This is a genomic window from Colwellia sp. TT2012, assembly GCF_001440345.1.
GTDB lineage: Bacteria > Pseudomonadota > Gammaproteobacteria > Enterobacterales > Alteromonadaceae > Colwellia.
The window spans coordinates 25,107-51,735 of the sequence record NZ_LJYX01000002.1 but is presented as its reverse complement, the minus strand read 5'-3'; the positions used below and the strand labels follow the sequence as shown (position 1 = coordinate 51,735).

The 26,629-nt window shown below is 39.8% G+C and carries 20 protein-coding genes; 12 read left to right on the top strand and 8 right to left on the bottom strand.

Going from position 1 to position 26,629, the window contains the following annotated elements:
* The first annotated feature begins 56 nt into the window (after nt 1-56).
* From ASU03_RS00235 to ASU03_RS00225, 3 genes are all read left to right on the top strand, one after another.
* Nucleotides 57-920 (top strand): YicC/YloC family endoribonuclease, encoded by an 864-nt coding sequence (locus tag ASU03_RS00235; protein WP_057829906.1) that lies wholly within the window; start codon nt 57-59, stop codon nt 918-920.
* Between the two features lie 173 nt (nt 921-1,093).
* Nucleotides 1,094-1,759, top strand: coding sequence for a YceH family protein (locus ASU03_RS00230; RefSeq protein WP_057829905.1), 666 nt, complete (start codon nt 1,094-1,096; stop codon nt 1,757-1,759).
* Nucleotides 1,760-2,148: 389 nt separating this feature from the next.
* On the top strand, nt 2,149-3,081 hold the full coding sequence (locus tag ASU03_RS00225) for a mechanosensitive ion channel family protein (RefSeq protein WP_082627073.1): 933 nt from the start codon (nt 2,149-2,151) through the stop codon (nt 3,079-3,081).
* Between the two features lie 93 nt (nt 3,082-3,174).
* Here the strand turns inward: ASU03_RS00225 and ASU03_RS00220 are convergent, their stop codons facing one another.
* Nucleotides 3,175-3,903, bottom strand: coding sequence for a GGDEF domain-containing protein (locus ASU03_RS00220; protein ID WP_057829904.1), 729 nt, complete (start codon nt 3,901-3,903; stop codon nt 3,175-3,177).
* Nucleotides 3,904-4,049: 146 nt separating this feature from the next.
* Between ASU03_RS00220 and ASU03_RS00215 the strand changes: the two genes are divergently transcribed.
* The 3 genes from ASU03_RS00215 (at nt 4,050) to ASU03_RS00205 (ending at nt 11,855) form a co-directional block, all read left to right on the top strand.
* Nucleotides 4,050-5,435: a sensor histidine kinase gene (locus ASU03_RS00215; RefSeq protein WP_057829903.1), complete on the top strand. Its 1,386-nt coding sequence runs from the start codon at nt 4,050-4,052 to the stop codon at nt 5,433-5,435.
* A gap of 88 nt (nt 5,436-5,523) precedes the next feature.
* Nucleotides 5,524-6,600, top strand: coding sequence for an OmpA family protein (locus ASU03_RS00210; RefSeq protein WP_057829902.1), 1,077 nt, complete (start codon nt 5,524-5,526; stop codon nt 6,598-6,600).
* Nucleotides 6,601-6,602: 2 nt separating this feature from the next.
* A complete protein-coding gene (locus tag ASU03_RS00205; protein WP_057829901.1) occupies nt 6,603-11,855 on the top strand; it encodes a beta strand repeat-containing protein in 5,253 nt (1,750 codons plus the stop codon).
* A 488-nt stretch (nt 11,856-12,343) separates the two neighbouring features.
* On the opposite strand, the gene ASU03_RS00200 is transcribed toward ASU03_RS00205, so the two are convergent.
* Nucleotides 12,344-12,961, bottom strand: coding sequence for a helix-turn-helix transcriptional regulator (locus ASU03_RS00200; protein WP_057829900.1), 618 nt, complete (start codon nt 12,959-12,961; stop codon nt 12,344-12,346).
* Nucleotides 12,962-13,139: 178 nt separating this feature from the next.
* On the opposite strand from ASU03_RS00200, the gene ASU03_RS00195 reads away from it, so the two are divergent.
* From ASU03_RS00195 to ASU03_RS00175, 4 genes are all read left to right on the top strand, one after another.
* Nucleotides 13,140-13,772, top strand: coding sequence for an NAD(P)H-dependent oxidoreductase (locus ASU03_RS00195; protein WP_057829899.1), 633 nt, complete (start codon nt 13,140-13,142; stop codon nt 13,770-13,772).
* Nucleotides 13,773-13,811: 39 nt separating this feature from the next.
* Nucleotides 13,812-14,222 (top strand): VOC family protein, encoded by a 411-nt coding sequence (locus ASU03_RS00190; RefSeq protein WP_057829898.1) that lies wholly within the window; start codon nt 13,812-13,814, stop codon nt 14,220-14,222.
* 53 nt (nt 14,223-14,275) lie between these two features.
* A complete protein-coding gene (locus tag ASU03_RS00185) occupies nt 14,276-14,692 on the top strand; it encodes a VOC family protein (protein ID WP_057829897.1) in 417 nt (138 codons plus the stop codon).
* Between the two features lie 305 nt (nt 14,693-14,997).
* Complete coding sequence (locus ASU03_RS00175; protein WP_082627071.1) at nt 14,998-17,166, top strand: prolyl oligopeptidase family serine peptidase; 2,169 nt, start codon at nt 14,998-15,000, stop codon at nt 17,164-17,166.
* 354 nt (nt 17,167-17,520) lie between these two features.
* Here the strand turns inward: ASU03_RS00175 and ASU03_RS20505 are convergent, their stop codons facing one another.
* Nucleotides 17,521-17,658, bottom strand: coding sequence for a hypothetical protein (locus ASU03_RS20505; RefSeq protein ID WP_157465772.1), 138 nt, complete (start codon nt 17,656-17,658; stop codon nt 17,521-17,523).
* Nucleotides 17,659-17,685: 27 nt separating this feature from the next.
* Entirely contained in the window at nt 17,686-19,515 is a 1,830-nt protein-coding gene (gene recQ / locus ASU03_RS00170) for a DNA helicase RecQ (RefSeq protein ID WP_082627070.1), read from the bottom strand.
* Nucleotides 19,516-19,901: 386 nt separating this feature from the next.
* Between recQ and rarD the strand changes: the two genes are divergently transcribed.
* Entirely contained in the window at nt 19,902-20,804 is a 903-nt protein-coding gene (gene rarD / locus ASU03_RS00165; protein WP_057829895.1) for an EamA family transporter RarD, read from the top strand.
* A 73-nt stretch (nt 20,805-20,877) separates the two neighbouring features.
* Here the strand turns inward: rarD and ASU03_RS00160 are convergent, their stop codons facing one another.
* Nucleotides 20,878-22,137, bottom strand: a complete 1,260-nt coding sequence (locus ASU03_RS00160) for a diguanylate cyclase (RefSeq protein ID WP_057829894.1) — start codon at nt 22,135-22,137, stop codon at nt 20,878-20,880.
* Nucleotides 22,138-22,195: 58 nt separating this feature from the next.
* Nucleotides 22,196-24,370: a DNA helicase II gene (uvrD, locus tag ASU03_RS00155; RefSeq protein WP_057829893.1), complete on the bottom strand. Its 2,175-nt coding sequence runs from the start codon at nt 24,368-24,370 to the stop codon at nt 22,196-22,198.
* A gap of 327 nt (nt 24,371-24,697) precedes the next feature.
* Here uvrD and ASU03_RS20500 point away from each other — a divergent pair, with 327 nt between their 5' ends.
* A complete protein-coding gene (locus ASU03_RS20500) occupies nt 24,698-24,871 on the top strand; it encodes a cache domain-containing protein (RefSeq protein ID WP_157465771.1) in 174 nt (57 codons plus the stop codon).
* Between the two features lie 124 nt (nt 24,872-24,995).
* On the opposite strand, the gene ASU03_RS00150 is transcribed toward ASU03_RS20500, so the two are convergent.
* Together ASU03_RS00150 and ASU03_RS00145 are read right to left on the bottom strand one after the other, a co-directional pair.
* Nucleotides 24,996-25,781 (bottom strand): HAD-IA family hydrolase, encoded by a 786-nt coding sequence (locus ASU03_RS00150; RefSeq protein WP_057829892.1) that lies wholly within the window; start codon nt 25,779-25,781, stop codon nt 24,996-24,998.
* 114 nt (nt 25,782-25,895) lie between these two features.
* Complete coding sequence (locus ASU03_RS00145) at nt 25,896-26,609, bottom strand: DUF484 family protein (protein WP_231731448.1); 714 nt, start codon at nt 26,607-26,609, stop codon at nt 25,896-25,898.
* Nucleotides 26,610-26,629 lie beyond the last annotated feature (20 nt).

The window sequence follows — 26,629 nt, the reverse complement described above, 5'->3', positions numbered from 1 at the left end:
AGGTCAGGCATAATCCACCCTGTTCATTCTTATAAAACAGATTAATAGGAAAGATTATGATCTACAGCATGACGGCGTTTTCACGCGTTGAAATAAAAGGTGACTGGGGCAATGCAGTCTGGGAAATACGCTCAGTAAACCAACGATTTTTAGAAACTTATTTTCGCTTACCTGAACAGTTTCGTGGTATCGAGCCGGTATTACGTGAGCGTTTTCGCAAACAACTTAATCGCGGCAAGGTAGAATGTAACTTACGTTTTAATGCCAATGCAGCCAACAAAAATGAATTAGCGCTAAATGAAAAGCTCGCGTTGCAACTTATTGAGCATGCTAACTGGATTAATGGACACACGCTAAATAGTCAAGTTAACCCGCTTGAAGTAATGCGCTGGCCTGGGGTAATGGAAGCGCCTGAAAGCGATATGTCAGCTATTCAAGCAGAATTACTGGCTGGTTTTGATCAAGCACTTAAAGACTTTATTGAGGCCCGAGCTAGTGAAGGTGCAAACCTTAAAGCCATGATTGAACAGCGCCTTGAGGCGATATCTGTCGAAGCTGATAAAGTACAAACTTATATGCCAGAGGTAATTGCATGGCAGCGTAATCGCATTATCGATAAGTTTACCGATGCTAAAATTGAGCTAGACACAGGTCGTGTTGAACAAGAGCTAGTATTACTGGCCCAAAAAATGGATGTCGCTGAAGAGCTTGACCGTTTAAACAGCCATGTGAGCGAAACTAAAAAGATCTTGAATAAAGGTGGCGCCCAAGGTCGCCGTTTAGATTTCATGATGCAAGAATTTAATCGCGAAGCCAATACCCTAGGCTCTAAATCCATTAATTCCGACATTACCGCCAGCGCGGTAGAGCTGAAAGTATTAATTGAGCAAATGCGTGAGCAGATTGCGAATATAGAGTAATACGTAAGCCAATATTATCGATAAAAAGCCATAGTTAGCTCCGTCCTTAACTATGGCTTTTTTATCAGCAAGCAAGCACGCTCTTTTCTTTTAGCAATCAACAACATTAGTCTAGTAATGTCGCATATTGCTTGCTATAACATTAGCATCTAATTTATCAGGATGCCTTCAAAATGATCTCACTCTCTGCTGAGCAATGCCGCATTATCGGCGTCATGCTTGAAAAAGAAACCACCACACCAGAGCAATACCCACTGTCATTAAACGGTATCACGCTCGGCTGCAATCAAAAAAGCAACCGTGAACCAGTAATGTCATTATCAGAAAGTGACGTGCAAAACGTAGTCGATGAGTTGGTGCAACTGAATAAATTAATGGTCGATCACAAAGCCTCCAGCCGAGTAAATAAATATTTTCATCGCTTTTGTGATACCGAATTTGGCAGTTTAAAATTCACCGCCCAGCAAAGAGCCATTATTTGTGTACTGTTACTAAGAGGACCGCAAACGCCGGGTGAGTTAAGAACGCGTACTAATCGCCTGACTGACTTTACCGATGTTAGTGCCGTTGAAGATGCCTTAACTCAATTACAAGATTTAAACGGCCAACCCCTGGTGAAAAAACTCGCACGTGAGCCAGGAAGGCGTGATTCACGCTATGTGCATTTACTATCAGATTTTGATGAAAGCAGCTTGGCTGAATTCAGCGATAATCCAGTTAAAATAGCCCCCACAGACAATAAAAATCAACTTGCTCAGAGAGTCACTGAGTTAGAGCAACAGGTTGCCTCATTAACAGAGCAAGTGGCCACTCTAACGGAGCTATTTGAAGCTCAATGATTGTTGGTTTAGTTAGGCTAGTACCTGTACTCTAGGTAAGCACCCTACGCTATGTTCGGTGCTTTTTTATTAGATAAAACAGAGTTTATCCTTTGCAAAAAATAGATTTGATCTGTGCGTGCAAGAGATAACAGTATAAAATATGCCGATAAAATAACATTTTTTTACGGAAAATAACTTTATGCCTAACGACTTACTGTTACTAAGCTTTTATCATGTTTTTTGCTTGGCTTTACCGCACAATGGAATATTACCGAAGAATGGGCTGTAATTGCCGAAAGCAACTCAGATTTTAGTGATAGATAGCAGTTTATCATGCCAGGAGTTATCACTTCTAAATAAAATAAGGGCTAAATAAGCCCATAAGTATATTTTCACAGGAAACTCAGATGTCAGATGCAACAAACGACAAGACAAAAAATATTACCACTAGCATTGCCGAAAGAGCACAAGAAGCCGCTGAATTACCGGCGGAATTATTACGCAATGAAATAGAACAAGCCTCGGCACTTTACCAAATAATTTTAGAATTTTTCACCAACTATAGTTTTCAGCTAGTTGGCGCCTTGCTGATATTTTTATTGGGTTATGCTGTTGCTGGAAAAGTTGCCAAAGTAATATTGCGCCTCTGTGAAAAGCAAAAACTTGATGTCACTTTAAGTCGCTTCCTCGCAAGTACCAGCAAAATGGTAGTGATGGTCATGGTAAGTATCATCGCCTTAAGTAAAATTGGTATTAGTGTTACGCCATTTATTGCTGCCATAGGGGCAATTTCATTAGGTGCTGGTTTAGCTATGCAAGGTTTATTAGCCAATTACGCCGCTGGCTTTAATATCATACTTATTCGCCCTTTTGTCGTGGGCGATACCATTGAAGTACAAGGGGTAACTGGCATAGTAAAAGAGGTACAATTAGCTTTTACCATCATCCAAGATGAAAATTGCGCTGAGATCACAATTCCCAATAAACATATTGTTGGTGAAGTGCTGCTTAATTCAAAAAAAGATACATTATTGAAACTCTCTGTTGGCATCTCCTACCAAGACAACCCTATCGAAGTGGTGCAACTCGTTGAGCGCACTTTAGCAAAACTCGATATCTATACTGATGAAGTTCGTATGCAAGTCGGTATTGATGGCTTTGCTGATAGCGCCATCACTATTGGTATAAGACTTTGGATACCAACAACAAATTTATACGCGGCAAAATATAGTGCTTATAAAGCAATTTATTTAGCTTTTGAACAAGAAGAGATTACTATTCCATTCCCGCAACAAGATATACATCTTAATACCATTCCGTATAAAGAAGTGACCACTTAGCACGGCATAAGCTCCCTGGTTCCCAAAGGGAATTTTTTAAAGGCTTAGGTGAAAATATAGCCCTCTTGATGTTCAGGTAACTTCAAAATACCGTTAAGCTACCTTAACGATATTTTTGTTAGCTGCTTTCGCATCAAGCAAAGCGTCCTCAGCATTGTGCAGAATATCCTGTAAAGATAGGCCTTTTCGCCATGAAGCTAAACCTATACTGCAAGTGATAGTATCTGTAGTAAACAGTTGACTAGCTATGATTTCGCGTAAATTATTAGCAAATTCAAACGGCGCCGTTAAGTCTGCCGGTAGCACCACAAGAAAACTATCACTGTGCCAATGAATAAGCCGAGCATTGTTGGGGATATGCTTTTGAATGATATTAACTAAGTTTATTAAAATATCATCGCCAACACTTGGGCCATAGTTATCATTAATACGTTTAAAATTGTCAATATTTAGCTGCAACAAGCTAAAACCCTGACCTTGTTGTTCAGCCTTGCTAAAACGGTGGTGCAGTATTGCTTGGCCTGCACGTCTATTTAGTGCATGAGTTAAGGGGTCTTGCTTAGCAAGTTCTTCAAATGCTTGGGTCACATGTCCCAACTCTTGTAGTCGACGGTAGATAAAAATGACTAAACTAAAAGTTAACGTTACCCCCAAGGGTAAAAGCTCATCAAGCTCTAAATGCTCATACTCTTTTACTAAATTTACCAGCATTTCTAATACATCATAATGAGCAAAAAAAACAAAAAACAGAGCATTTATTGCCAGTAACCACAAGCCATCTCGAACAAATGAACGTCTATGTAAATACTTATAATGCACCATAATGATCCCTAGAGTAATACCCATTTTCTATCATTAACTAAAACATAAGTAAATGCGAGTGGTTTTCACTAAAACTTGCACATAAGGCCAATAATATCATTTATCAGTAAGTTGTTTTTATTTCGCTACAGAGGTAAAGGTAACTTATGAAAAATAAAAGGGCTTATGCCATAGTTAAGTTATGGTGGCACTTTGGAGTATCTATGTTAACTCACATTCAAGAAGTTATTGAGGCCGTATCAAACAGTTATGGCAATGAATTTTTTACTAAGGTAACCTTAGCGCTCAATAAAGTGATTGCTGCTGACTACACCTTTATTGCTCGGTTAGATTCACAAGCCCATAGCTGTAAAACAGCGGTGTTCGTTGCCAAAAGCAAAGTTGTCGATAACTTTGAGTATTCCCTAGAAAACACCCCTTGCGCGAATGTCGCCGATAACTCGGTATGCTTCTATCCTAAAGATATTTGCAAGTATTACCCTAAAGACCAGTTATTGCTTGATATGAAAATTCAAGCCTATTTAGGTACACCTCTCCTTGATTCAAAACAGCAAGTGATCGGCATAATTGTTGCTTTATTCAAAACTGAGCATAAAAAGAAAAAAGAAACATCAGCGCTATTTCAATTATTCTCAGGTCGAATTGCCGCCGAACTTGAGCGCCTTGATTATGAACAATCCCTTGAGAATAAAATAGCTACGCGCACCTTAGAGCTATCCGAAACAGTAAAAAAGTTACAAGTAACACAGCAACAGTTAGTCGCCTCAGAAAAAATGTCTGCTTTAGGTAACTTAGTTGCCGGTGTTACGCATGAAGTAAATACGCCTCTAGGTATCGCCATAACTACCCACAGTATTTTGGCGGATGAATTTAATAAATTACAAGATAAACTGGCGACTAAAAGCCTAACTATGAAGGATATGGAACACTTCCGTAAAACTTCAGCAAGTGCCATAGCGATGCAAGGAGATAGTTTAAACCGGGCTAAAAAATTAATTGAGAATTTTAAAAAAACTGCTGCTGATCAGCAGCAATTAGAAATTGAAACGATTGATATTAATAAATATTATCAAAAAGTAATTTCAACCTTACAGTCTATCCTTAAGCCAAAAAAGGTTAGCCTTACCATAGAGTGTCAAGACAAAATAATTTTGGCAACCTACCCTGGCATCCATGCACAAATTTTGACTAATTTAATCAGTAACAGTGTTAAGCATGGTTTTGCTAACAAGCACAATGTTGAGGTAGATAATGCCTTTCAAGAAAATAAAATCACTATTGAGATTAAACAGCTCGCTACGGGTGAGGTCGACGTTATATACAGTGACAATGGTCGTGGTTTATCTAAAAAAGTACAACAACATATTTTTGAACCTTTCTTTACCACAGCGCGTAAACAAGGTGGCGTAGGTTTAGGTATGTCTATTGTCTTTAACTTAATTAACCAAAAAATCCATGGTTCTATCGAAGCAAAAAACACGAATTCAGGTGCCTGTTTCCACTATAAATTCAAAGCAAATACAATCAATTAAACTCTAATCCAATACTTTTATTAGCTTATGACTTCTGTATAATCCCTATCCATCAATGTTTTTATTTAAACATCATGGATGTGATAAAATGTTTACCTTTCTAAAAGCACTTAAACTAAAATCTTCGTTAGCACTACTGCTATTTCCTTTAGGCTTATCTCTCTCTTACAGTGCAACCGCGGCAGAAGCTGATAACTCAACAGTAAACACAAATGCTAAGGAGCTGGCAGTTGTGGGTGAATTTCCTAGCGCTTATTTCTATTTGGGCGGCAAACTAGGCGTCAACCACTACCAACATGGTTGTGAGTCTTGGAGCCTAGATTGTGATAAAAATAGCTTTGCTGCTGGTGTATTTACCGGTTATCAATTTAATGACAATTTTGCCTTAGAAGCTGCCTATATCGATTTAGGTGATGCCAAAGCAAGCTATTTAGAAAATGGTAATGCCTATCAACACACCGGTAGCATGAAAGGTTTAGAGCTTTCTGCCATTGGCTCACTTTACCTCACTGATAATATTACCGCTTTTACTAAGGCGGGAGTATTTAATTGGCATGGTAGCAATAGGGGCCCTTTTAATAAAACTAACGCAGATGATTGGTCTATAACCGTTGGCGCTGGCGTAACTTATCAGTTAACCGATGCTTGGCAAGCGCGCTTTGAATATCAATACTTTAATAATTTAGGTGACGATACTATTGGTGGCAGCAATGCCCACTTAACCACATTAGGTATTAGTTATCAATTTGGCCGCAGCAGAACCAAGATAGTCACAAAGACAGTAGTAAAACTCGCTCCAGTAGAACTTGAAGAAGTCACCTTTCCCTTATTATTTGATTTTGATAAGAGCAACTTATTACTGACCGACTCATTAAACGTGGTTATTAATCGCTTAACCAAATACCGTCAAACTCAGGTGCTTTTGCACGGTTACTCTGACAATAAAGGCAGCAGTGCCTACAACTTAGCGCTTTCTAAGCGGCGCGTTGATAGCATAGCCAATTACCTGATAGCTGCTGGCGTTAATAAGGAACAAATAACCACTGATTATTTTGGTGAACAATATCCGGTAGCAGACAATGCTACTGAAGAGCACAGACACTTAAACCGTAATGTGAAGGTATTGCTACCTAAATCCTTTGTTAAAGTCATGCAGGAGCAATAATTATGAAATTTTTATCGACAACTAAACACCTTCTTTCATCGTTATTACTTTTGCTATTAACTGCTTGTAGTGAAGGCAGTCATTCTGGTTTTCCAACAGCAGATTGTGGTGACGCCGATAACTTGTGTGTCAGTGAATTTACCATCACACCCAATAAGTCAGCAGTATTAATTGCTGGTTTGCAAAATTATCAAGCTATTGCCACCTTAACCGATGGTAGTGCCCTTGATATTAGCGATCGAGTCACTTGGGCGGTTGATAATGAAAGCATTGCCACCATTGCTGTCGATGGTAGTACTGTTGTTGCTACTGGTGTTGCTAATGGTATCGCTGTTATTACTGGTCAATATCGCGACATGAATGCTAGCGCCCAACTGTCAGTAGGCGCGATTACTTTTAGTATTAATCCGATTGAAGCCAGTATCCTAACGGGTATGGTTCAGTCTTATAAAGCATTCGCTATTTTACCCAGTGGCATGCAAATAGAAATTACTAAGCAAGTAACTTGGGCATCAACTAACCCTATCATTGCTAGCCTAAGCGCCGATGGTGTGAATGTTGAAGTTACCGGCCTTACTAGCGGGCTAGACACTATCTCTGCAACCTATAATGGCAATAGCATTTTTGCCAAGCTTACTGTGATAAACACCACACCAGAAGCATTGGTTATCACCCCGGCTCACTCCACACTTCCTGCCGGTACTAGTCAACAATATAATGCTTATTTAACCACTACTGATAACGAAGTAATTGATGTAACCGCTAGCTCTACTTGGACTGTTGCCGATACGGCGATCGCAAATATTGATAGTAATGCATGGTTAACAGCTAACACTACCGGTGATACTCAAGTACAAGCATCTATTGTTCATAATGGCATTACCTTGAGTAATAATGCCGCTTTATCTGTTAATAATGCCGTGCTTAGCAGCTTAGTTATTAGTCCAGAGAATGGTAAATTTCCTGTCGGTAAAATTGGGGTTTATCATGCAGCGGCTTATTTTTCAGATGGTAGCGTCATAGACGTAACGCGTAAAGTTTCATGGCAAGTAGCGGATACCAGTATTGGCAGTATTGTCGGCTCAGGTATTTTCGCTGGCGATAGCATTGCCTTATCACCTGGAAAAACCACTATTAGCGCAACTTTATTTTCGATTAGCGATAGTACCAATGTTGAAGTAACCACAGCAGAAATAAAGGCAATTAGCCTAAGTCCGCAAGATGCCTCTACGCCAGTTGGCACAGCCATTAATTATCAAGCTTTTGCTTTCTACTCCGATGGTAGTAAGCGTAATATTACCCAATTTGGCGCTTGGTCAAGTAGCGAACCAGAGGTGGCAGTTATTGACTTTGTTGGTGCCAAATCAGGTCAAGCGACTGCATTTTCAGTTGGAACCACGGCTATTACTATTAGTTTTGACGGCATAATAAAATCTACCTCATTAACCGTTAGCAACGCCGTGGTGACAAAATTACAAATATCGCCATTAGACCCTAGTGTGCCCGTCGGCATTGAAGGTCAGTTTACCGCTATCGCTTATTACTCAGATAATACGACTGTCGATGTTACTCATAGCGCTAATTGGCTAGTTGATAACTACACTATCGCTGCCGTTATTCCTAATGGTGAATTTTCGGGTTACGCCAAAGCGTTATCTCAAGGCACGACTCAATTAACAGCAAGCTATAAAGGACAAAGTAGCAGTACAATAATTACTGTGTCACCTGCAGTCTTAGAGTCATTATCTCTAACGCCAACTCAGGTTGTAGTGCCAGCTGGCACTACACAACAATATCAACTATTTGGTGTTTTTTCCGATAGCACTAATCATGAGCTAACAAATTTTGCTAGTTATCAAAGTAGTAAACCAAGTATTGCCTCTATTGACGCCACTGCGTTAGCAAGTGCTCATATCAACTCGACCAGTGCGGTAACGATTACCGCTACTTATAATGGTATGCAAACCACTGCTTCATTATCCGTTTCTGAGGGATTACTTGCATACATTACTATTGAGCCTACGGTTCAAAGTATCCCTGTCGGTCATAAAGCTCACTTAGAAGCGAGAGCCTTTTATACTGATGGTATAACTAAAGATATTACCGAATTAGCTACTTGGAGTGTCGATGATGGTGATATCGCTTCAGTAGATAATACTTATGCAGACGCAGGTAGTGTACTGGGTATTAGCGAGGGCATTGTAACGATTACGGCAAGTTTTGAAGGTGAGCTAGCCGCCAGTATTGTCACTGTGACTACTGCAGTATTATCAAGTGTCAATATAACACCTGTTGTTAAAACTATTGCTGCTGGCTTAACGCAACAATATCATCTGTTCGCTATATTTTCAGATAGTACCAGCCGAGACGTTACTCTAGTAAGTGATTGGACCTCTGCGGAACCGCAGGCAGTGACGATTGATAGTGAAGGTCTCGCGACAACTTATCAAGAATGGCAAACCACCATAACTGGTAGCTATCAAGGTTTGAATGCTACGGCCTCCTTAACCATTACAGGCGCTATTGCTAATGTTTTACAAATAACCCCCACCAATCCAAATAAACCGCTTGGCACTGTTGGTAATTTTGTTGCGACGGTTTATTACACCGATGGTTATGCTGCCAATGTTACCGAAAGTACAACTTGGATTTCAAGCAAACCTGACGTGGTGCAAATAAATGCCAGCGGTCCACGTGCAGGTATAGCCAGTGCAGAAAAAATTGGTGTAAGTGAAATAACCGCTATTTTTTCCGGATTATCGACTACAACTATAGCAACAGTTACCCCCGCGGTATTAACCAACATTTACATAAACCCGGTAAACAGCGCTATCGATATCGGTGACCAAGTCAGCTATAACGCCATTTGCAAATACAGTGATGGTTCATTACATAATTTACCAAGCAATGGTCTATGGCAAAGTTCAAATATCGATGTTGCCACCATTCAAATTACCGGTCCAACGTCCGCATGGGCAACTGGTCTCAATGAGGGTTCAACGAATATTACTGCCCGAGTAGGTGATATAGTCAGTAATACTGCAATATTGGAGGTGGCGCCGAAAGTAATAACCCCTGTAGTAATTACCTCTATCCTAATAACGCCAGCCCTTGCCACTGTAGCAGTTGGTACTCAAGAGCAGTTTACTGCTGTTGCCTATTACTCCAACGACACAACTGCTGAGATTACCAGCCAAGCCACTTGGCTATCTGATAACGGCAATGTGGTGAGCATTATTACAACGGGTGACAATGCTGGCTTTGCCCATGCTTTAGCGACAGGCACAGCCAATATTACCGCCGTGTTAGACAATGTCACGAGCAATAATGCAACGATTACTGTTGCAGGAAAAACGCTTGATAACGTACAAATTACACCTAACAATAAAAGCTATAAAGTAGGAGAAACGACACAGTATTTTGTCCATGCTATTTATGATGATTATTCAAGTAAGGATGTTACCGCTGTTACACAGATTCAAAGTAAAAACTTAGCCATTGCTACGTTTGATGAAAATAACTCAATGACGGCCGTTGGCATTGGTGATGGTGAGCTTACCGCTACCTACCAAGGCATGATCAGTGAAAGAGAATTTTTACATGTTTCAGCTCCTGCACCAACACCCCCAACACTTGTTATTTCGCCAGCAAATATTGCTGTGCCACAAGGTACTAGTGGTGACTATACCGCAACACTTTATTATGAAGACAACACCACTAAAGATATTACCAGCCAAGCAGTGTGGGCAGCTCAAGACTCCGATATAGTTAATATAATACCTGTAGGGGAGCAGGCCGGTTATGCCTTAGCCGTTAGCGCTGGCAGCACTACTATCAGCGCTATTTACCAAGGAATAACCAGCAATACCGCTGATATTACCGTTAATTCGGTAACCTTATTATCAATCGAAATTGTTATTGAAGACAATGCCAACTTCCCGAAAGGGACCACTAAACATTACAGCGCATTTGCGACTTATAGTGATGAAAGTGTCGTTAAAATCACCAAAGATGCCACTTGGAAAAGTGATGAACCTGCCATTGTCGTGACGGCTATAGGCCTAGTTTATGGTGTTAATACTGGTATAACTGATATAAATATATCTTTTGAAGGTAAGTCAGACAGTCAAGAGATTACCGTTACAGATGCCGTAGCAACAGACCTAACCATTACGCCGAGTTATCATGAGATGGCGGTTCACTCGACAGTAGATTATACCGTTATCGCGACATTATCCGATGGGACCACTGAGAATGTCACTAAAGACGTACTTAAAAGCGCGACCGGAACGGCCGAACTTTCGATAATTTATCAAGAAGAAACATTAGTTACTGTCGAAGGTATAACCAGTGGCAACGCAGTAGTCCAAGCTAATTACCACAATCAAAGTGCTACCGCTAATTTAGTGGTGTTATCAGCGACATTAGACTCGATCAGTATTACGCCTTTAGATGAAAACATCTCACTTGGCTCAACACTACAATATCAGGCAAAAGCACAATATAGCGATGGCTCCGAGGTAGATATTACTAAAGAAGCAAGTTGGCAGAGTGCTGATATAACAATTGCTGCTATCGATAATAAAACATATATCGGCTTAGCTTCAGGTATATCAGCTGGCGTAACAACAATACAGGCAACATTTAATGGCGTAAGTGCTTCGACTAACCTAACTGTTATTGCAAGCTGTGGAGAAACTAAATCTGAGAGCATCTATATTCGCCCCGTCAATGCAACAATCAGTTTGAATACAACAATACAGTATAACCTTTATGGATTATGGTCTGATGGTTGTACGTCTGAATTAACCAAAAACAATGCCAGTAATTGGTCAAGTAGTGACAACAAATTAGTGTCTATTGGTAAAAAAGACGGCATTGCTTTAGCTAAAAAAATCGGTTCAACAACGATAAATGCAAATTACCAAGGTTTAACGGCAACGCCTGTTACTGTGACGGTAAGCAACGAAGAAGTATTATCGGTAAGTATTCAACCTGCCCCATCGACAATACTAGCCAAAGGTAACTCACAAAGTTATTTATGTTCCGCAAGAACTGCCATTGATGGTATTGAGCAAGCAGAAAAATTTGTCACTGGCTTAGCCAGTTTCAGCTCAATTGATATCAGCTTAGCTATTATTGCTGGCAATGACGGCAGCACTCAAACGGTAACCGCCCTGAATAAAGCGGGCAGTACAACTATCACCTGTAATTATGGTGGTAAAAGTAGTAGTTCAAGTTTAACGGTTCAGTAATACCTACTGCATATCATAAATTAAAATGCCACTGTCATGCTCAACAACAGTGGCATTTTTTATAATATCGCCCTTAGTATTACCCAGCACCTTAATTTTCTAAAAAGTAGGCGCTTGGCAGCCCGAATTTGCTGGCCTAGAAAGTAGCAGCACCAATCAAAATTTCCGTGATTTAACCACGGGCGAAAAACTAAACCACCTGTTTACACATACACTTTCGACACTAATACTTTAAAAATACATCAACTCACCCTAGGAGCAAACAATGTTGCTGCGGCTACTGGTTATAATTATTTCTGCATTAACGTCAAGGTAACCATCTGTAATGAATGTGCTTAAATAATACTCACTAAATATCATTTAGATACAAGTTGCTGAAAGCTTTAAACTGTATGCTTCAATGAAAAGTAAAAGGCACGGAGTTGATGACTATCAATGAGTACTTTTGACGAATTCATTAAGGTTTACGGCGACAAGGTTTATTGCTACTAAACAGGAGTTACCTTATAGGCACAGCGCCTAGCACCATCAATAATATGTTCTTCGCGACTAACGGTAGCGACCTCACTCATTAACGCCTGAAACATTTGCAATTCCGAACGACAGAAACTTAAACACTTACTGGCCGCCGCACAAATAGGGCAATGGTTTTCCATTAACCAAAAAACGCCGTCATGCTGTTCTACCGTCGCCATATAACCTTCATCACTGCGCAGTTTAGCTAAGGTATTTAACTTTTCTTCAACGCCAAAACGATCGGCAAGGGCTAATCTATAGTTTGCCATCGCTGTTTCTTCTCTATGGCTGATTAGTTTTTCCATGCCGTCGTCACCAAAGATGCTAATCACTGAGTCAAGTAACTGCACCGTTAATTCATCATGGCGATCGGCAAAACGACTATTGCCTTTATCGGTTAATGACCAATAGCGAGTCGGTCTGCCCCGAGCCGCTTTTTTATCTTTAAAAATCACATCGCCTGAGTCTTCTAATCCTTGTACATGCTGGCGAATTCCCATGGTGGTAAGACCTAATTCGCTCGCCAGTATTTTTGCCGTTAAAGGCCCTTCGGTCTTTAATAGCTGAATTATTTTTTCATGAGTCTTCATTAGATCTCCGGCCGACAGGTAGGTATATCGCTATTATTACCCATTTTCAGCACGATTTCATCGTCTAGCGACAGCTTTAGTAAAGTTTTTTGTTTATATTTTACTTGATCTTCTTTAGTAAAGTGTTTACTTTATTATATAAATAAAAAACTTTACTTAATACAGGGGCTGAATTGCCATGAATTTAGTTATTATCAGTGCCAGTCAACGCACGCAATCACAAAGCGCTAAAGTTGCTAAATATCTAGTCGACTGTAGTAGTCACTTTAGTGCTGTTAGCCATATTGAATTATGCCAACAACGTCTGCCCCTATGGGATGGTGAAGAGATAAGTAAACAACATGATGATAGTGATTGGCTGGCCATTAATGCAAAATTACAAGCCATGGATGCCTTAATACTTATTACCCCTGAATGGGGCGGTACAGCCTCACCATTATTAAAAAATTTACTGATGATGGCGCAAGCGGCCGATATTGGTCATAAACCGGTACTACTAGTGTCTGTGGTTAATGGAATTAGCGGCGCTTATCCTATTGCTGAATTACGCATGAATGCTTTTTCCAATAACAAGCTGGTTGCTATTCCCGATCACCTTATTATTAGAAATGTTGAAGAAATTCTCAATACTGTCGATACGACTAAGCAACGGGAGCATAGCGCTCTAACTCGCCGCGATAAAAGTATCCGTCACCGCATTGGTTATAGCTTGCATACCCTACTGCATTACAGCCAAGCAATGAAAATATTACGTGAAACCTTGCAAGGCAATACCTATAACAACGAGCATTTATACCCGTACGGTATGTAAATTAATCGTCAGACTAAAGTAAATCAACAAGGAGTTATAATGAATTTGAATCAAGTTACCCTTACTGTTATGAATATGGGCGAAAGTACTGAGTTTTATCGCCGTTTAGGCTTCCTACAAATTGTAGATACACCACATTATGCGCGCTTCGCCTGCCCCGATAAAGGTGCTACATTTTCATTAAGCTTAGCCGAAACAAATACTCAGACCAATACTCACAATAAGCTGAGTAACGGCACCACTATCTACTTTGAGCATGAAGAATTAGATGCCTGGGTTGCAGAGGTTCAACAACGAGGCATTCAATTTGAACAGTTACCAACAGATCAGTCCTACCTGTGGCGCGAAGCAAGCCTAGTTGACCCTAGTGGCAATAACATAAAACTCTATTGGGCAGGAGAAAATCGTTTAAATCCGCCTTGGCGGATTGAGAAAAAATACCAGGCATAAAACGACTACACTTATTAAAAATATACCTACAAAATAGGTAACGGAGAGCAATTATGATTACCTTAGAACACATTAACTTAGTGGTCAGTGATATAGAAAAAAGTTTAGCTTTTTACCGAGCCGCTTTTCCTCACTGGCATGTACGTGGTGGTGATAAAGGTGAGTGGTCTGGCAAACCAAGAAATTGGTTACACTTTGGTGATGACTATCAATATATCGCCTTTGCCGATAATGGTGTTGGTGACAATAGAGACTTAACCGGCCATCAGGTAGGTTTAGCGCATTTTGCTTATGTTACCAGTGACTTAAAAGGTACCATAGCGCGGATAACCCAAGCTGGTTTCCCTATCCATAAAGACGGCACCCCTGATAAGTATAGAGAGAACATCTATTTTCTAGATGCTGATGGTTATGAAGTAGAGTTTGTACAATACCATACCGATATCCCTGAACTAAGAAACCGTTATTAATGCCAAGAGCGGCACTAAGCTATGTTGATGAGTACCTAATTACCAACCATGAGAAGGTTACAGTATTCATTAACATAGCTTAAATTTAGCCAATTATGCGCTAATTTCACCCCCGACAAATAGTTAGTCATACTCTGTAACAAAATACTGCCGCTTACCTCAGCACTCAATGGGGCAAGCCATAGTTTAGCTAAACCTTCTTCTGCTACACTGCTTACGATTTGTAAAATAAATGTCAATATGCTGCTAAGTACTAGGTAAATACTAGTAGCTGCATAATACTCACTGCAACAAGCGAGACTCAAATGAACAAACAAAGCCTTTTTGTGACTAGTATCTTGGTCACTAGTGTATTAGCCGGTTGTACTGGCAACAGTGTAGGACAGTCGTCAGACACGATGACTTCCACTCAAGTACAAAAAATCAGTTACCCTGTAGCCCCTAAAGGTGATGTTGTTGATAATTACTTTGGTACAGAAGTTGCTGACCCATATCGTTGGTTAGAAGATGATCGTAGCGAAGAAACCGCGGCTTGGGTTAAAGCAGAAAACAAAGTAACTTTTGATTACTTAGCGCAAATTCCCTATCGCGACCAACTAAAGTCTCGTTTAGCTGAATTATGGAACTACGAAAAAGTGGGCGCACCTTTTAAAGAAGGTAACTATACCTATTTTTATAAAAATGATGGCTTGCAAAACCAGTATGTGGTTTATCGTCAAAAAGACGGTGGCACAGCGGAAGTATTTTTAGATCCCAATACGTTCAGTGAAGACGGCACCACTTCGATGGGACAGCTTAGCTTCTCAAAAGATGGTTCAATTGCCGCTTATGCTATTTCTGAAGGTGGTAGTGATTGGCGTAAAATTATCATTATTGATGTTGAAACTAAGCAAGTGTTAGAAGCGCCACTGGTTGACGTTAAATTTTCTGGCATCTCATGGTTTAAAAATGAAGGCTTTTACTACTCAAGTTATGATAAACCAGAAGGCAGTGAGTTATCGGCAAAAACCGATCAACATAAACTTTATTACCATGTATTAGGTCAACCACAAAAAGACGATAAAATTATTTTTGGCAATACTGCCGAACAAAAACGTCGTTACGTTGGCGGTACTGTCACCGAAGATAACCGTTTCTTACTTATCTCAGGTGCAATTTCAACCTCAGGTAACGATCTTTATATTAAAGACTTAACTAAGCCAAATAGCCCATTAGTAACCATTACCGATAACTTTGATGCCGATACTTATCTACTTGAAAATGAGGGTGATAAGCTATTTTTAGTGACAAATCTAAAGGCGCCAAATAAGAAAATTGTCACGGTAAATGCGAGCGCACCAGCAAGTAAAAACTGGACTGATTTTATTGCCGAAACTAAATACGTATTAAGCGCATCTACGGGTGGCGGTTACTTCTTTACTGAGTATATGGTTGATGCTATTTCGAAAGTTTACCAATACGATTATCAAGGTAAACAAGTGCGTGAAATCAACTTACCCGGTATTGGTAGTACTTCTGCCTTAGAAGGTGACAAAGACGAAAGTATCTTATATTACTCATTTAGCAACTACAAAACGCCAGGTACCATCTATAGCTACAATATAGATAATGGCAATAGTGACGTTTACCGTAAGTCAGGCGCTAAATTTGACAGTAATGCTTATGAATCAAAACAAGTATTCTATCCATCAAAAGATGGCACACAAATACCTATGATCATTACCTATAAAAAAGGTATTGAACTGAATGGTAAAAATCCGACTATTTTATATGGTTATGGTGGTTTCAATATTAGTTTAACGCCACGATTTAGTGTTGCTCGTGCGGTATGGCTAGAGCAAGGTGGTATTTATGCTGTTGCTAACTTACGTGGCGGCGGTGAATACGGTAAGAAGTGGCATAAAGCTGGTATCAAGTTAGACAAACAAAATGTTTTTGATGACTTTATTGCTGCTGCTGAGTACTTAATTGAGAAAAATTATACTTCTAGTAATTACTTAGCCATTAATGGTGGCTCTAATGGCGGTTTATTAGTTGGTGCTGTGATGACACAACGTCCTGATCTAATGAAAGTAGCTTTACCCGCCGTTGGTGTATTAGATATGCTGAGATACCATACCTTCACTTCGGGTGCAGGTTGGGCTTATGACTATGGCACCAGTGAACAAAGTAAAGAAATGTTTAGCTACTTACAAGGCTACTCGCCAGTTCACAATGTTAAAGCCGGTGTTAGCTACCCTGCAACTATGATAACAACGGGCGATCACGATGACCGTGTAGTGCCGGCACATTCATTTAAGTTCGCTGCTGAGTTACAAGCCAAACAAGCAGGCAATGCCCCAATGCTTATCCGTATTGAAACCAATGCCGGTCATGGTGCCGGTACTCCGGTATCTAAAACGATTGAGCAGTATGCGGATATCTATGCCTTTACCTTGTTCAACATGGGTTTTACCTCATTACCTAAATCATGAGGTTTAGAGGTTAATAAAGATTTAAATTAACCTCTATCTTATATGAGTAAAGCTGATCTCGATCAAGTAGCTGAGTAAATTACTCAGCTACTATGCCACCAAGTCTAATTAATACCAATTAAATTAATTCAATTAAATAACTGGAGTAAATTATGGGTTGTTGTGGTGGTTGTGGTGGAGAAGGCCATGATGAGAAAAAAGAGCAAGCTCAAGATAAAGCAACAGAACAAACTGAAGCAGCAAAGAAAGATTAAATATACTTGCTTTAAACGGGTATCGGGGGGAATTAGTATAAATTAGCCTTTTTATCCTGGCTTCGCTCAGTTTTTTCATGTTAACGACCAAGCCACTAACTTAGTTAAGTTCAGTGGCTTTTTTATCTGCGGTTAAATATTCTATCGAACTCAGGCTAAAAGACGCTATGGCGAATAGAGAAACTAACAAGATACCCAATAAAGAAAATGGTAACGGGCTTACTACAAATTTATTCATACATACTTCAAGTAATCAAGGGACTGTTTAGCCATGTTCCTTAATCAAGGCCAAAAATGGTTGACCATAACGGGATAATTTCACTTCACCTATACCACTGATACTCAGCATGTCCCTTAAAGTTTTTGGTTTTACCCGTGCCAATTCAGATAAGGTGGCATCATTAAAGACAATAAAGGGCGCAATATCTTCACCATCAGCAATGGCTTTACGTAACTCACGTAATTTAGCGAATAAAGCCCGATCATAACTTTTTTGTGGGCTTTTTTGTTGCCAGTAGCTCGCTTTTTGTAAACGTGGGCTCGCTAACATCAGCGGCTCTTGTCCTTTCAACACTACACCAGAGGCCTGTGTTAAACATAAAATAGATTGTTGCTCGATATCTTGCTGCAAATAACCTAAGTGTATTAGTTGACCAATAATTGAATACCAATAACCGGCTGTTTTACCCTTGCCCAAACCAAAGGTAGAGACTTTATCGTGCGCTAACTGTTTGATTTTATCGCTGAGTTCGCCGCGTAATACAGCAATGACATGACTAATATCACCTTGTTGTTTGATACGATAAACACAAGAAAGCACTTTCTGTGCTTCTATGGTGCCATCAAATTGACTCGGTGGGTCTAAACAAATATCGCAGTTACCACAGCCTTTTTCGGTATATTCAGCAAAATAATTCAGTACCACTTGTCGACGACAGGTTTGTGCGTCAATAAAAGCATTCATGGCAGCAAAGCGCTGCATTTCAACATTTACTCGCTCGGGGTTATCGCCCTCACTAATACGTTTCTTAATGCGGGCGACATCTTTTTCATCAACCAAAAATAAGGCTTCTGCGTCTAAACCATCACGCCCAGCGCGACCTATTTCTTGATAATAAGATTCCAAGGAACGTGGTGGCTCAAAATGTATAACATAACGGACATTAGGTTTATTAATACCTAGGCCAAAGGCAACGGTAGCTATCACTATCTGAATGTTATCTTTAGTAAACCCTTCTTGCACTATGGTACGGATTTCATTCTCTAAACCGGCATGGTAAGCAGCACAATTTATACCGCTAGCCGCTAAATACTTAGTCAGTTTGTCTACTTGCCAACGACTGTTACAATAAATAATGCCGCTATCTTCGCCTTTCTTTTTGATATAACCCAGCAACTGCTTTTCGCCATTATATTTAGGCGCTAAAGTAAAACGGATATTGGGACGGTCAAAACTATCAAGATGAATATAGGGGTTTGGCAGTGCCAGCTGGTGCAAAATATCTTTGCGGGTGGTGACATCCGCCGTAGCGGTTAATGCCATCACAGGTACCGTAGGAAAATTTTGTTTTAAACATTGTAGCTTGGTATAAGCTGGCCTAAAATCATGGCCCCATTGAGAAATACAGTGTGCTTCATCAATAGCAAATAAACTTAAGGGCAATTGCCTTAAGCTTTGTAGGAAGTAGTAATTAGTTAAACGTTCCGGCGCCACATACAGTAACTTAATTTCACCTCGCCCTAAGCGAGCAAAAATATCACTGATCTCGCTTTGCTCTAGGCTAGAGTTAATAAACGCCGCCGATATGCCTTGGTGAGTTAAGCCATCTACTTGATCTTTCATCAAGGCAATTAAAGGCGAAACAACAATAGTAACCCCTGGCAACAACACCGCTGGTAATTGATAACACAGCGATTTACCCCCGCCGGTAGGCATTAATACCAGAGAATCTCGCCCTTGCAATAAATTATTAATAATCTCGATTTGACCGGTACGAAAACTTTCATAGCCAAAATAGTGTTTTAAGGTTTCGAGCAATAAGGCCTTATCTACTGCACTGGTTGCTGTATTGGCTGTGGCTACTGAGGAATTCAAGAAGGTGTCGACTAATTTTCGAAGGAGTAATAAAGCTATTTTAACTCAGCGATGCAGTGAAAACCTAGTACAGAAAAATATATTTTTAACTCAGCGGCGATCTTATTGATATTTATAGCTAAGTTACCTAAAAATGCAGAATTAATGCTCTTTACCCCCCCCTATTTTTAAGGCCACACTATTAATAAAAAATCCACTTTGAACATAATTTTCGCTGCCATACTAAAAACCCATGGTGAGTATTATGGCTGTATAGCCAGCTTACCGTTCCTCGTATTAACAAGTTTACACCGCTAAGAATAAGTACTGAACTTTTAGTACTTACACAGCTTAAGGTCATGTTATTATTCCGCCTTTCCTATAGCTTGCCCTGGAATGATTAACTCATGAGTACAGCAACCACTGATCAACTTGAAGCCAATAGCAGCCGTAACGGCGCCTTAAGTGCCTTAAGCGCATACCTACTGTGGGGTTTTGCGCCAATATATTTTAAATTACTCAACGAAATTGAGCCCGGTGAAATATTAATGCATCGGGTTATTTGGTCAGCTTTATTTTTGCTAGTGATGATTGTCGTGATGAAAAAATGGTCACAGCTCGTTACTGTTTTCCGTCAGCCAAAGATATTACTCTTGCTGTCTTTATCAGCTAGCTTTCTGGCGGTAAATTGGTTTCTGTTTATTTGGGCAATTAATAATAACCACTTGCTCGATGCCAGTTTAGGTTACTACATTAACCCACTCTTTAATGTTGTCCTTGGCATGATATTTTTTCATGAACGTTTACGGCGTAATCAATTAATAGCGGTAGGTTTAGCCCTGACGGGTGTATTAGTGCAGCTGATTGCCTTAGGTACTCTGCCAATGATTTCACTCGCCTTGGCCAGTACTTTTGCCATTTATGGCTTAATAAGAAAGAAACTGCCGGTTAATTCATTCATTGGTTTATTTATTGAGTCGTTGTTAATGCTACCGATAGCCCTGATTTATTGGTTTTTCTTTGTTGACAGCAGTACCAGTAATATGGCGTTAAATAGCTCTAGTTTGAATTTTACTTTGATCATGGCAGGCCTGGTAACCACAGCACCATTATTATTATTTACTATCGCAGCAAAAAGGTTAACACTGTCAAGCTTAGGTTTTTTCCAATATTTAGGGCCAAGTATTATGTTTTTATTGGCGACTTTTTATTATCAAGAAACCATGAAAAGTGCTGAGCTGATCACCTTTATTTTCATTTGGGCGGCATTAGCACTCTATACCTTAGACTCGTTAAGAAAACGCGCGTAAAAGTAGGCGAAAAAAAAGCGCTTATCCTCAGCAGTGATAAGCACTCTTTTATGTATTATTTTAAGGTAGCAAGTTAGTCTTCGAGTTCAGCACCTGAGATAACCACTTGATTACGACCATTTTCTTTTGCTAAATATAAGGCATTATCGGCTTCATTCATTTGCTTAGCGAACTCGTCTTGGCTGTCAAAAATCACGCCAAGGCTTAACGTAATGGATATAGGTATATCACCGACAGGAATAGTCGACACGGAAATTTCGCGTCTAAAGTCGTCTAACCTGTTATACAAATTATCGACATCAATGCCGTGTAATAATACCGCAAACTCCTCACCACCCAAACGAGCTGTTAGCCCTGCACTAAAGTGTTTACGCATATAAAGTGCAATCACTTTTAATACCTGATCACCCGCATCATGACCGTAGCTATCATTAACCTTCTTAAAGAAGTCGATATCTATCATAGCTAAACAGTAAGGTACTTTTTTCTGGATATATTCTTTAATGCGCAATTCAGCAGCGCGGACAAAAGCACGACGGTTGGCAAGATCGGTTAAATAATCCGTATTGGCGGCATGTTGAATTTTGGCAATGTTATTCAAACTCTCAATATTTTGGGTAATACGACAATAAAATTCTTCCGGGCAAAAGGGTTTCCGTAAAAAATCATCAGCGCCATTTTTTATAAAACGCGCGGAATGAATGCCGCTTGTCGCGCCAGAGATACCTATTACCGCTAATTGCTCACGTGTATAAATACGGCGAATTTCATTGGTCAGTTCGATACCATCCATTTCCGGCATTTCTAAATCGGTTATCACCATTTTAATATTTTTGTGTTGAGCTAGTTTCTCTAATGCCTGAACACCATTATTAGCGGTTACCACAGTAAAATTACGACGTTTTAATAATTCAACAATATGATTACGCGCTGCCGAGGAGTCATCCACCACTAAAATGGTATTTTGATCATTGGTTAGCTGCCAATGTAAAACGCGCTTTAAATACAAAAAGGCTTGGCTATTCTCTTTGGGAATATAATCAATTACCGGCTGAGATAATATTTTCTGCCGAGTTTCATCATCCATTTTACCTGTCATTACTATACCCGGAATACCATGAGACAATACACAGGATATGGCTTCACCATCGAGCGCATCAGGTAGCGCATAATCTATGGTCGCGGCAAAAAAGTCAGTATCGGCAGATAAAATATCTTCTACTTCAGCCAAGGTGGTGGCTATAACCACCTCAAATTTTAATGAACGGGCTATTTGTTTGATAACGGTTGCTATCGGTTTACTGTCTTCTACCACTAATAATCTTTTCGACATCACCACACCTTCGAATTTTAAATCGGCTACTCTATGGACGTTAGGTTCACTGCTGAACTTAGGCTGTTTCTAAATTGGCATACTCCACCACTAGCCATTTACTACCAACATCGGCAAAATTCACCTGAATACGCGACTGGGCACCACTACCTTCATAGTTAAGTACTACCCCTTCACCAAACTTAGCATGTTTAACCAGCTGGCCCAACTTAAAACCTGTATTTTCAAAGGTTTCAAGGGTAAAGGTATTGGAGAATCTACCCACTTTACTCGGTCGTTTTACTTGCGCCTGCATACGAATTTCTTCAATACACTCTTCAGGTAATTCACGTAAGAAACGACTAGCTTTATGGTGTTTTTCTTGCCCATATAAACGACGACTTTCAGCATGACATAAGTATAGCTTACGCATTGCTCGTGTCATGCCGACATAACACAAACGACGTTCTTCTTCTAAACGCCCTATTTCTTCAACCGATTTTTGTGATGGGAACATGCCTTCTTCAAGTCCCGCAATAAACACCAGAGGAAACTCTAACCCTTTAGCTGAATGCATGGTCATTAACTGTACGGCGGCTTCAAATTCATCGGCTTGTGACTCACCTGACTCTAATGCCGCATGAGTGAGAAAAGCGGTTAATGGGCTTTGCTCTTCGACTAACTCAGGATCACTTTCAAAAGTTTGGCAGGCGGTAACCAGCTCATTTAAGTTTTCTATACGTTGGGCAGCCCGCTCACCTTTTTCTGCCTGGTACATAGCCTTTAAACCACTATTATTAATGATAAAATTCGCTTGCTGATCTAAATCTAAATTCTCGGTATCATCTTCTAATTGCTCAATAAGCTGGATAAAGGCGGTTATGGTTTTAGCACCTCTGCCTTTTAGTTGCTCTGCTTGCAACATATGCTGACAAGCTTGCCACAGCGTTACTTCCATGCCACGGGCGGCATCTCTAATTAACGATAAGGTTTGATTACCAATGCCACGGGTTGGCGTATTAATAACACGCTCAAAGGCGGCATCATCATCACGGTTATTGATAAGGCGCAGATAAGCAAGGGCGTCTTTGATTTCTTGTCGTTCAAAGAATCGTTGACCACCATAGATACGATAAGGTAATTGTCCTTGTAATAGAGCTTCCTCAAGTAAACGAGATTGCGCATTAGAGCGATACAAAATGGCTATTTCATCCAGTTTGCCACCGTCATCACGCCATTGTTTAATACGACCGGCGATAAAACGCGCTTCATCAATTTCATTAAAAGCGGTATAAATTGAGATTTTTTCGCCAGCCTCACCATCGGTCCACAACTTTTTGCCCATGCGATTATTATTGTTGCTAATTAATTGGTTCGCTGCTTGCAAAATATTGGCGGTGGAGCGGTAGTTTTGTTCGAGTCGAATCGTTTTAGTATCATCATACTCTTTTAAAAATCGTTCAATGTTTTCTATTTTTGCGCCACGCCAGCCATAAATAGATTGATCATCATCTCCAACAATCATTACCTTGCTGCGAGCTTTACCTAACATGGTAAGCCAAGCATATTGAATGGCGTTGGTATCTTGAAATTCATCTACCAAAATATGACCGAAGCGCTGTTGGTAATGTTCTAACAACGCAGGGTTTTCCAACCATAATTCATGAGCACGCAATAATAATTCCGCAAAATCGACTAAGCCGGCGCGGTCACAAGTTTCTTGATAAGCTTTATACACTTTAACAAATAACTCTTCGGTGGGGTCAAATTGGGCATCTATATGCTTAGGACGTAAACCTTCATCTTTTTTACCATTGATATACCAAACAAATTGCTTAGGCGGCCATTTTTTCTCATCAAGTTCTAGTGACCTAACGATTCTTTTGATTAGGCGTAATTGATCATCGCTGTCTAATACTTGAAAGCTTTGCGGTAACTTGGCTTCTTGAAAATGCATACGTAACAAACGATGTGCTAAACCGTGAAAGGTGCCAATCCACATACCATGAGTATTACCAGCCACTACCTGTTCAACACGAGCACGCATTTCTGCCGCCGCCTTATTGGTAAAGGTTACCGCCAATATACTGTGTGATGAAACTTTTTCTACTTGTATTAACCAGGCAATGCGCTGCACTAATACTCGAGTTTTACCACTACCTGCGCCAGCCAAAACAAGCATATTTTGCTTAGGGGCAGCAACAACTTCACGCTGCTTATCATTAAGAGAGTCGAGTAATTCTGAAACGTCCATAGGGTTAAAACCTTTCTTGCGGTGGCATTATCTAATGAAGTAGATAGTGGCGCTAAATAATAGACAAAAGTATATCACTATTTAAAACTAGTTGTTGTGCTCTGCTGTTTATTTTTACAGTACCCTTAAAGCACAATATAGCTCATTACTCCTAGTCAATTTCACTACATTAATTTTATTATCCAAGGAGTGAATACAAAACAATAAGAATAAATGAGATATAAAACAAGGTAATAGACCATTTAACTGCGCTTTGTTTTCAAAGCTATGATGCATACTCCAACAAGTATTACTTTTTAATTCTAAGGGTGCCCATGTTCAATAAAAATGAATTTACAAGATAAGAGTGCTTATGAAATAAAGTTACTTATTAGCGATGCACTAAGGGATATTCGTTTTAATAAAGGTAGAGGCTACTTCTTTATTTATCAAAGCGATGGTTTTTGGGGTTTTGCATCCTATTTTTATACCGTTAAAAAACACCAACTGATGGAACTTTAAAGATATAAAAGGCGGCCATGTTATCCGTGATCTCAGTAACATTGCCACCACTCAAAGCGAATGATTCTTACGCTGATGGAGGAAAAAGCGTAATAGCAGCTGCACGGGTTTAGATATGAAAAAGTTATAGCACTGATGGTTTTTTAAGTAGAAGTTGTGACAATTCGCTTACTTGGGTCAATTCAATATGAGGTAATTGCTGTAATTTTTTACCAACACCATATTGCGGTAACCAAGCAGTTTGACAACCCGCATTTAACGCACCATAAATATCTGCAAAGCCACAATCACCGACATGCAGTAACTGCTCCGCTGGAATGGCTAACTGCTCACAGACCAAAGTAAACATATCTGCCGCAGGCTTCTGCCTTAGCAAGTGCCCACTTTCATCATGATTCATACAGTTTTGAAAACCCGCATGGTAAATGTGTTGAAAGTAGTGAGCAATACCCAAGGTTTTGGTATTTACATTGCCGTTACTGATGGCCACCAAAGGAAACTCTTTACTTAAACTTGCTAATAATTCATGGCTCGCTTTCGGTACAGTAAAATCACTACGTAAGCTAATAAAAAAATCTAAGCCCGCTTGTGCTTCTTGTACCGCTTCTTCTGCCGAGACATTATGTGCCAGCAAACCTAAACGATAAGTCTCATAACGAACTCTAACAACATCATGGCCAAGCTCAGGTGTAGCTGCAATTGCTTGTTGACGATATGGTGCCCAGAAACGTCGATTAAAAATCGGCTTTAGTTCAGAGACTAACTCAGGTACTAACAGGGCAAACTTTTCAGTAAAATAATGCAGCATTTGCTTTTCAATGGCCAACATTACTGGGCGGTTATTGTATAAGGTGTCATCTAAATCAAAACTGATGGCCTTAATCGTGGTTAATCGTCGGTAAAATCGCATAGTCTTACATAACCCTGATAATACTTAAAATATTTACAGTGCTAACTGTTGTTGTAATAATTTTGCCATTTACTCGGTAAGCAGCCGTTTGAATTGATTTAGTAAAAGCGAGTACTACAGTGCTAACTGTTGTTGTAACAATTTTGCCACTAGCCGTTTGAATTGATTTAGTAATAAGGTATCCATTCGTGGGTCAAAATGGTGGGCATCAGCACTACTAATAGCCATAAAACCAAGTACTTGTTCTTCATGAGTTAGCTTAATCAATACCACTGAGCCTGAACACGCTTCTGAGAAGATGAGTGTTTGTTCACTTTCTTGCAAGCGACCAAAATAGTATTCATCCTTACTTAAACGATTTTGCATTACGCCAGCACAATCATTTGTTGATAAGCTGTGGTGAGTCAGTGCGGTATTATTAGCAGGAATTAACCACAATTTGAACGATGATAGCGATAAAAACTCAGTAATTGCTTGATGTATACAATCGAGTAATTCGTCCGCTGACTTACAATCAAGTAAACGTAAATAGAGATCACTATAGAGCACAAATAACTGCTCATTCTGATTAGCAACCGACATTAACTGAGTAATTTCATCTTCTAAACCATGCATTTTTTGACGAAGTAGCTGTTGTTGGCGTTCAACTAAAGAGACAGTACCACGTTGCTCATCGATTAAACGTAAGCTGGTCATTAAACTATTATGACGATTAAAAAACTCGGGGTTATCTTGTAAGTAACTGACCACTAACTCATCCGTTAATGGCAGATCTTCACTATTGATACCTTGTTGTACATCCTTCATTTTACTGGTTTCTTCTTTCATTGCATGCTATCGCTAATAGG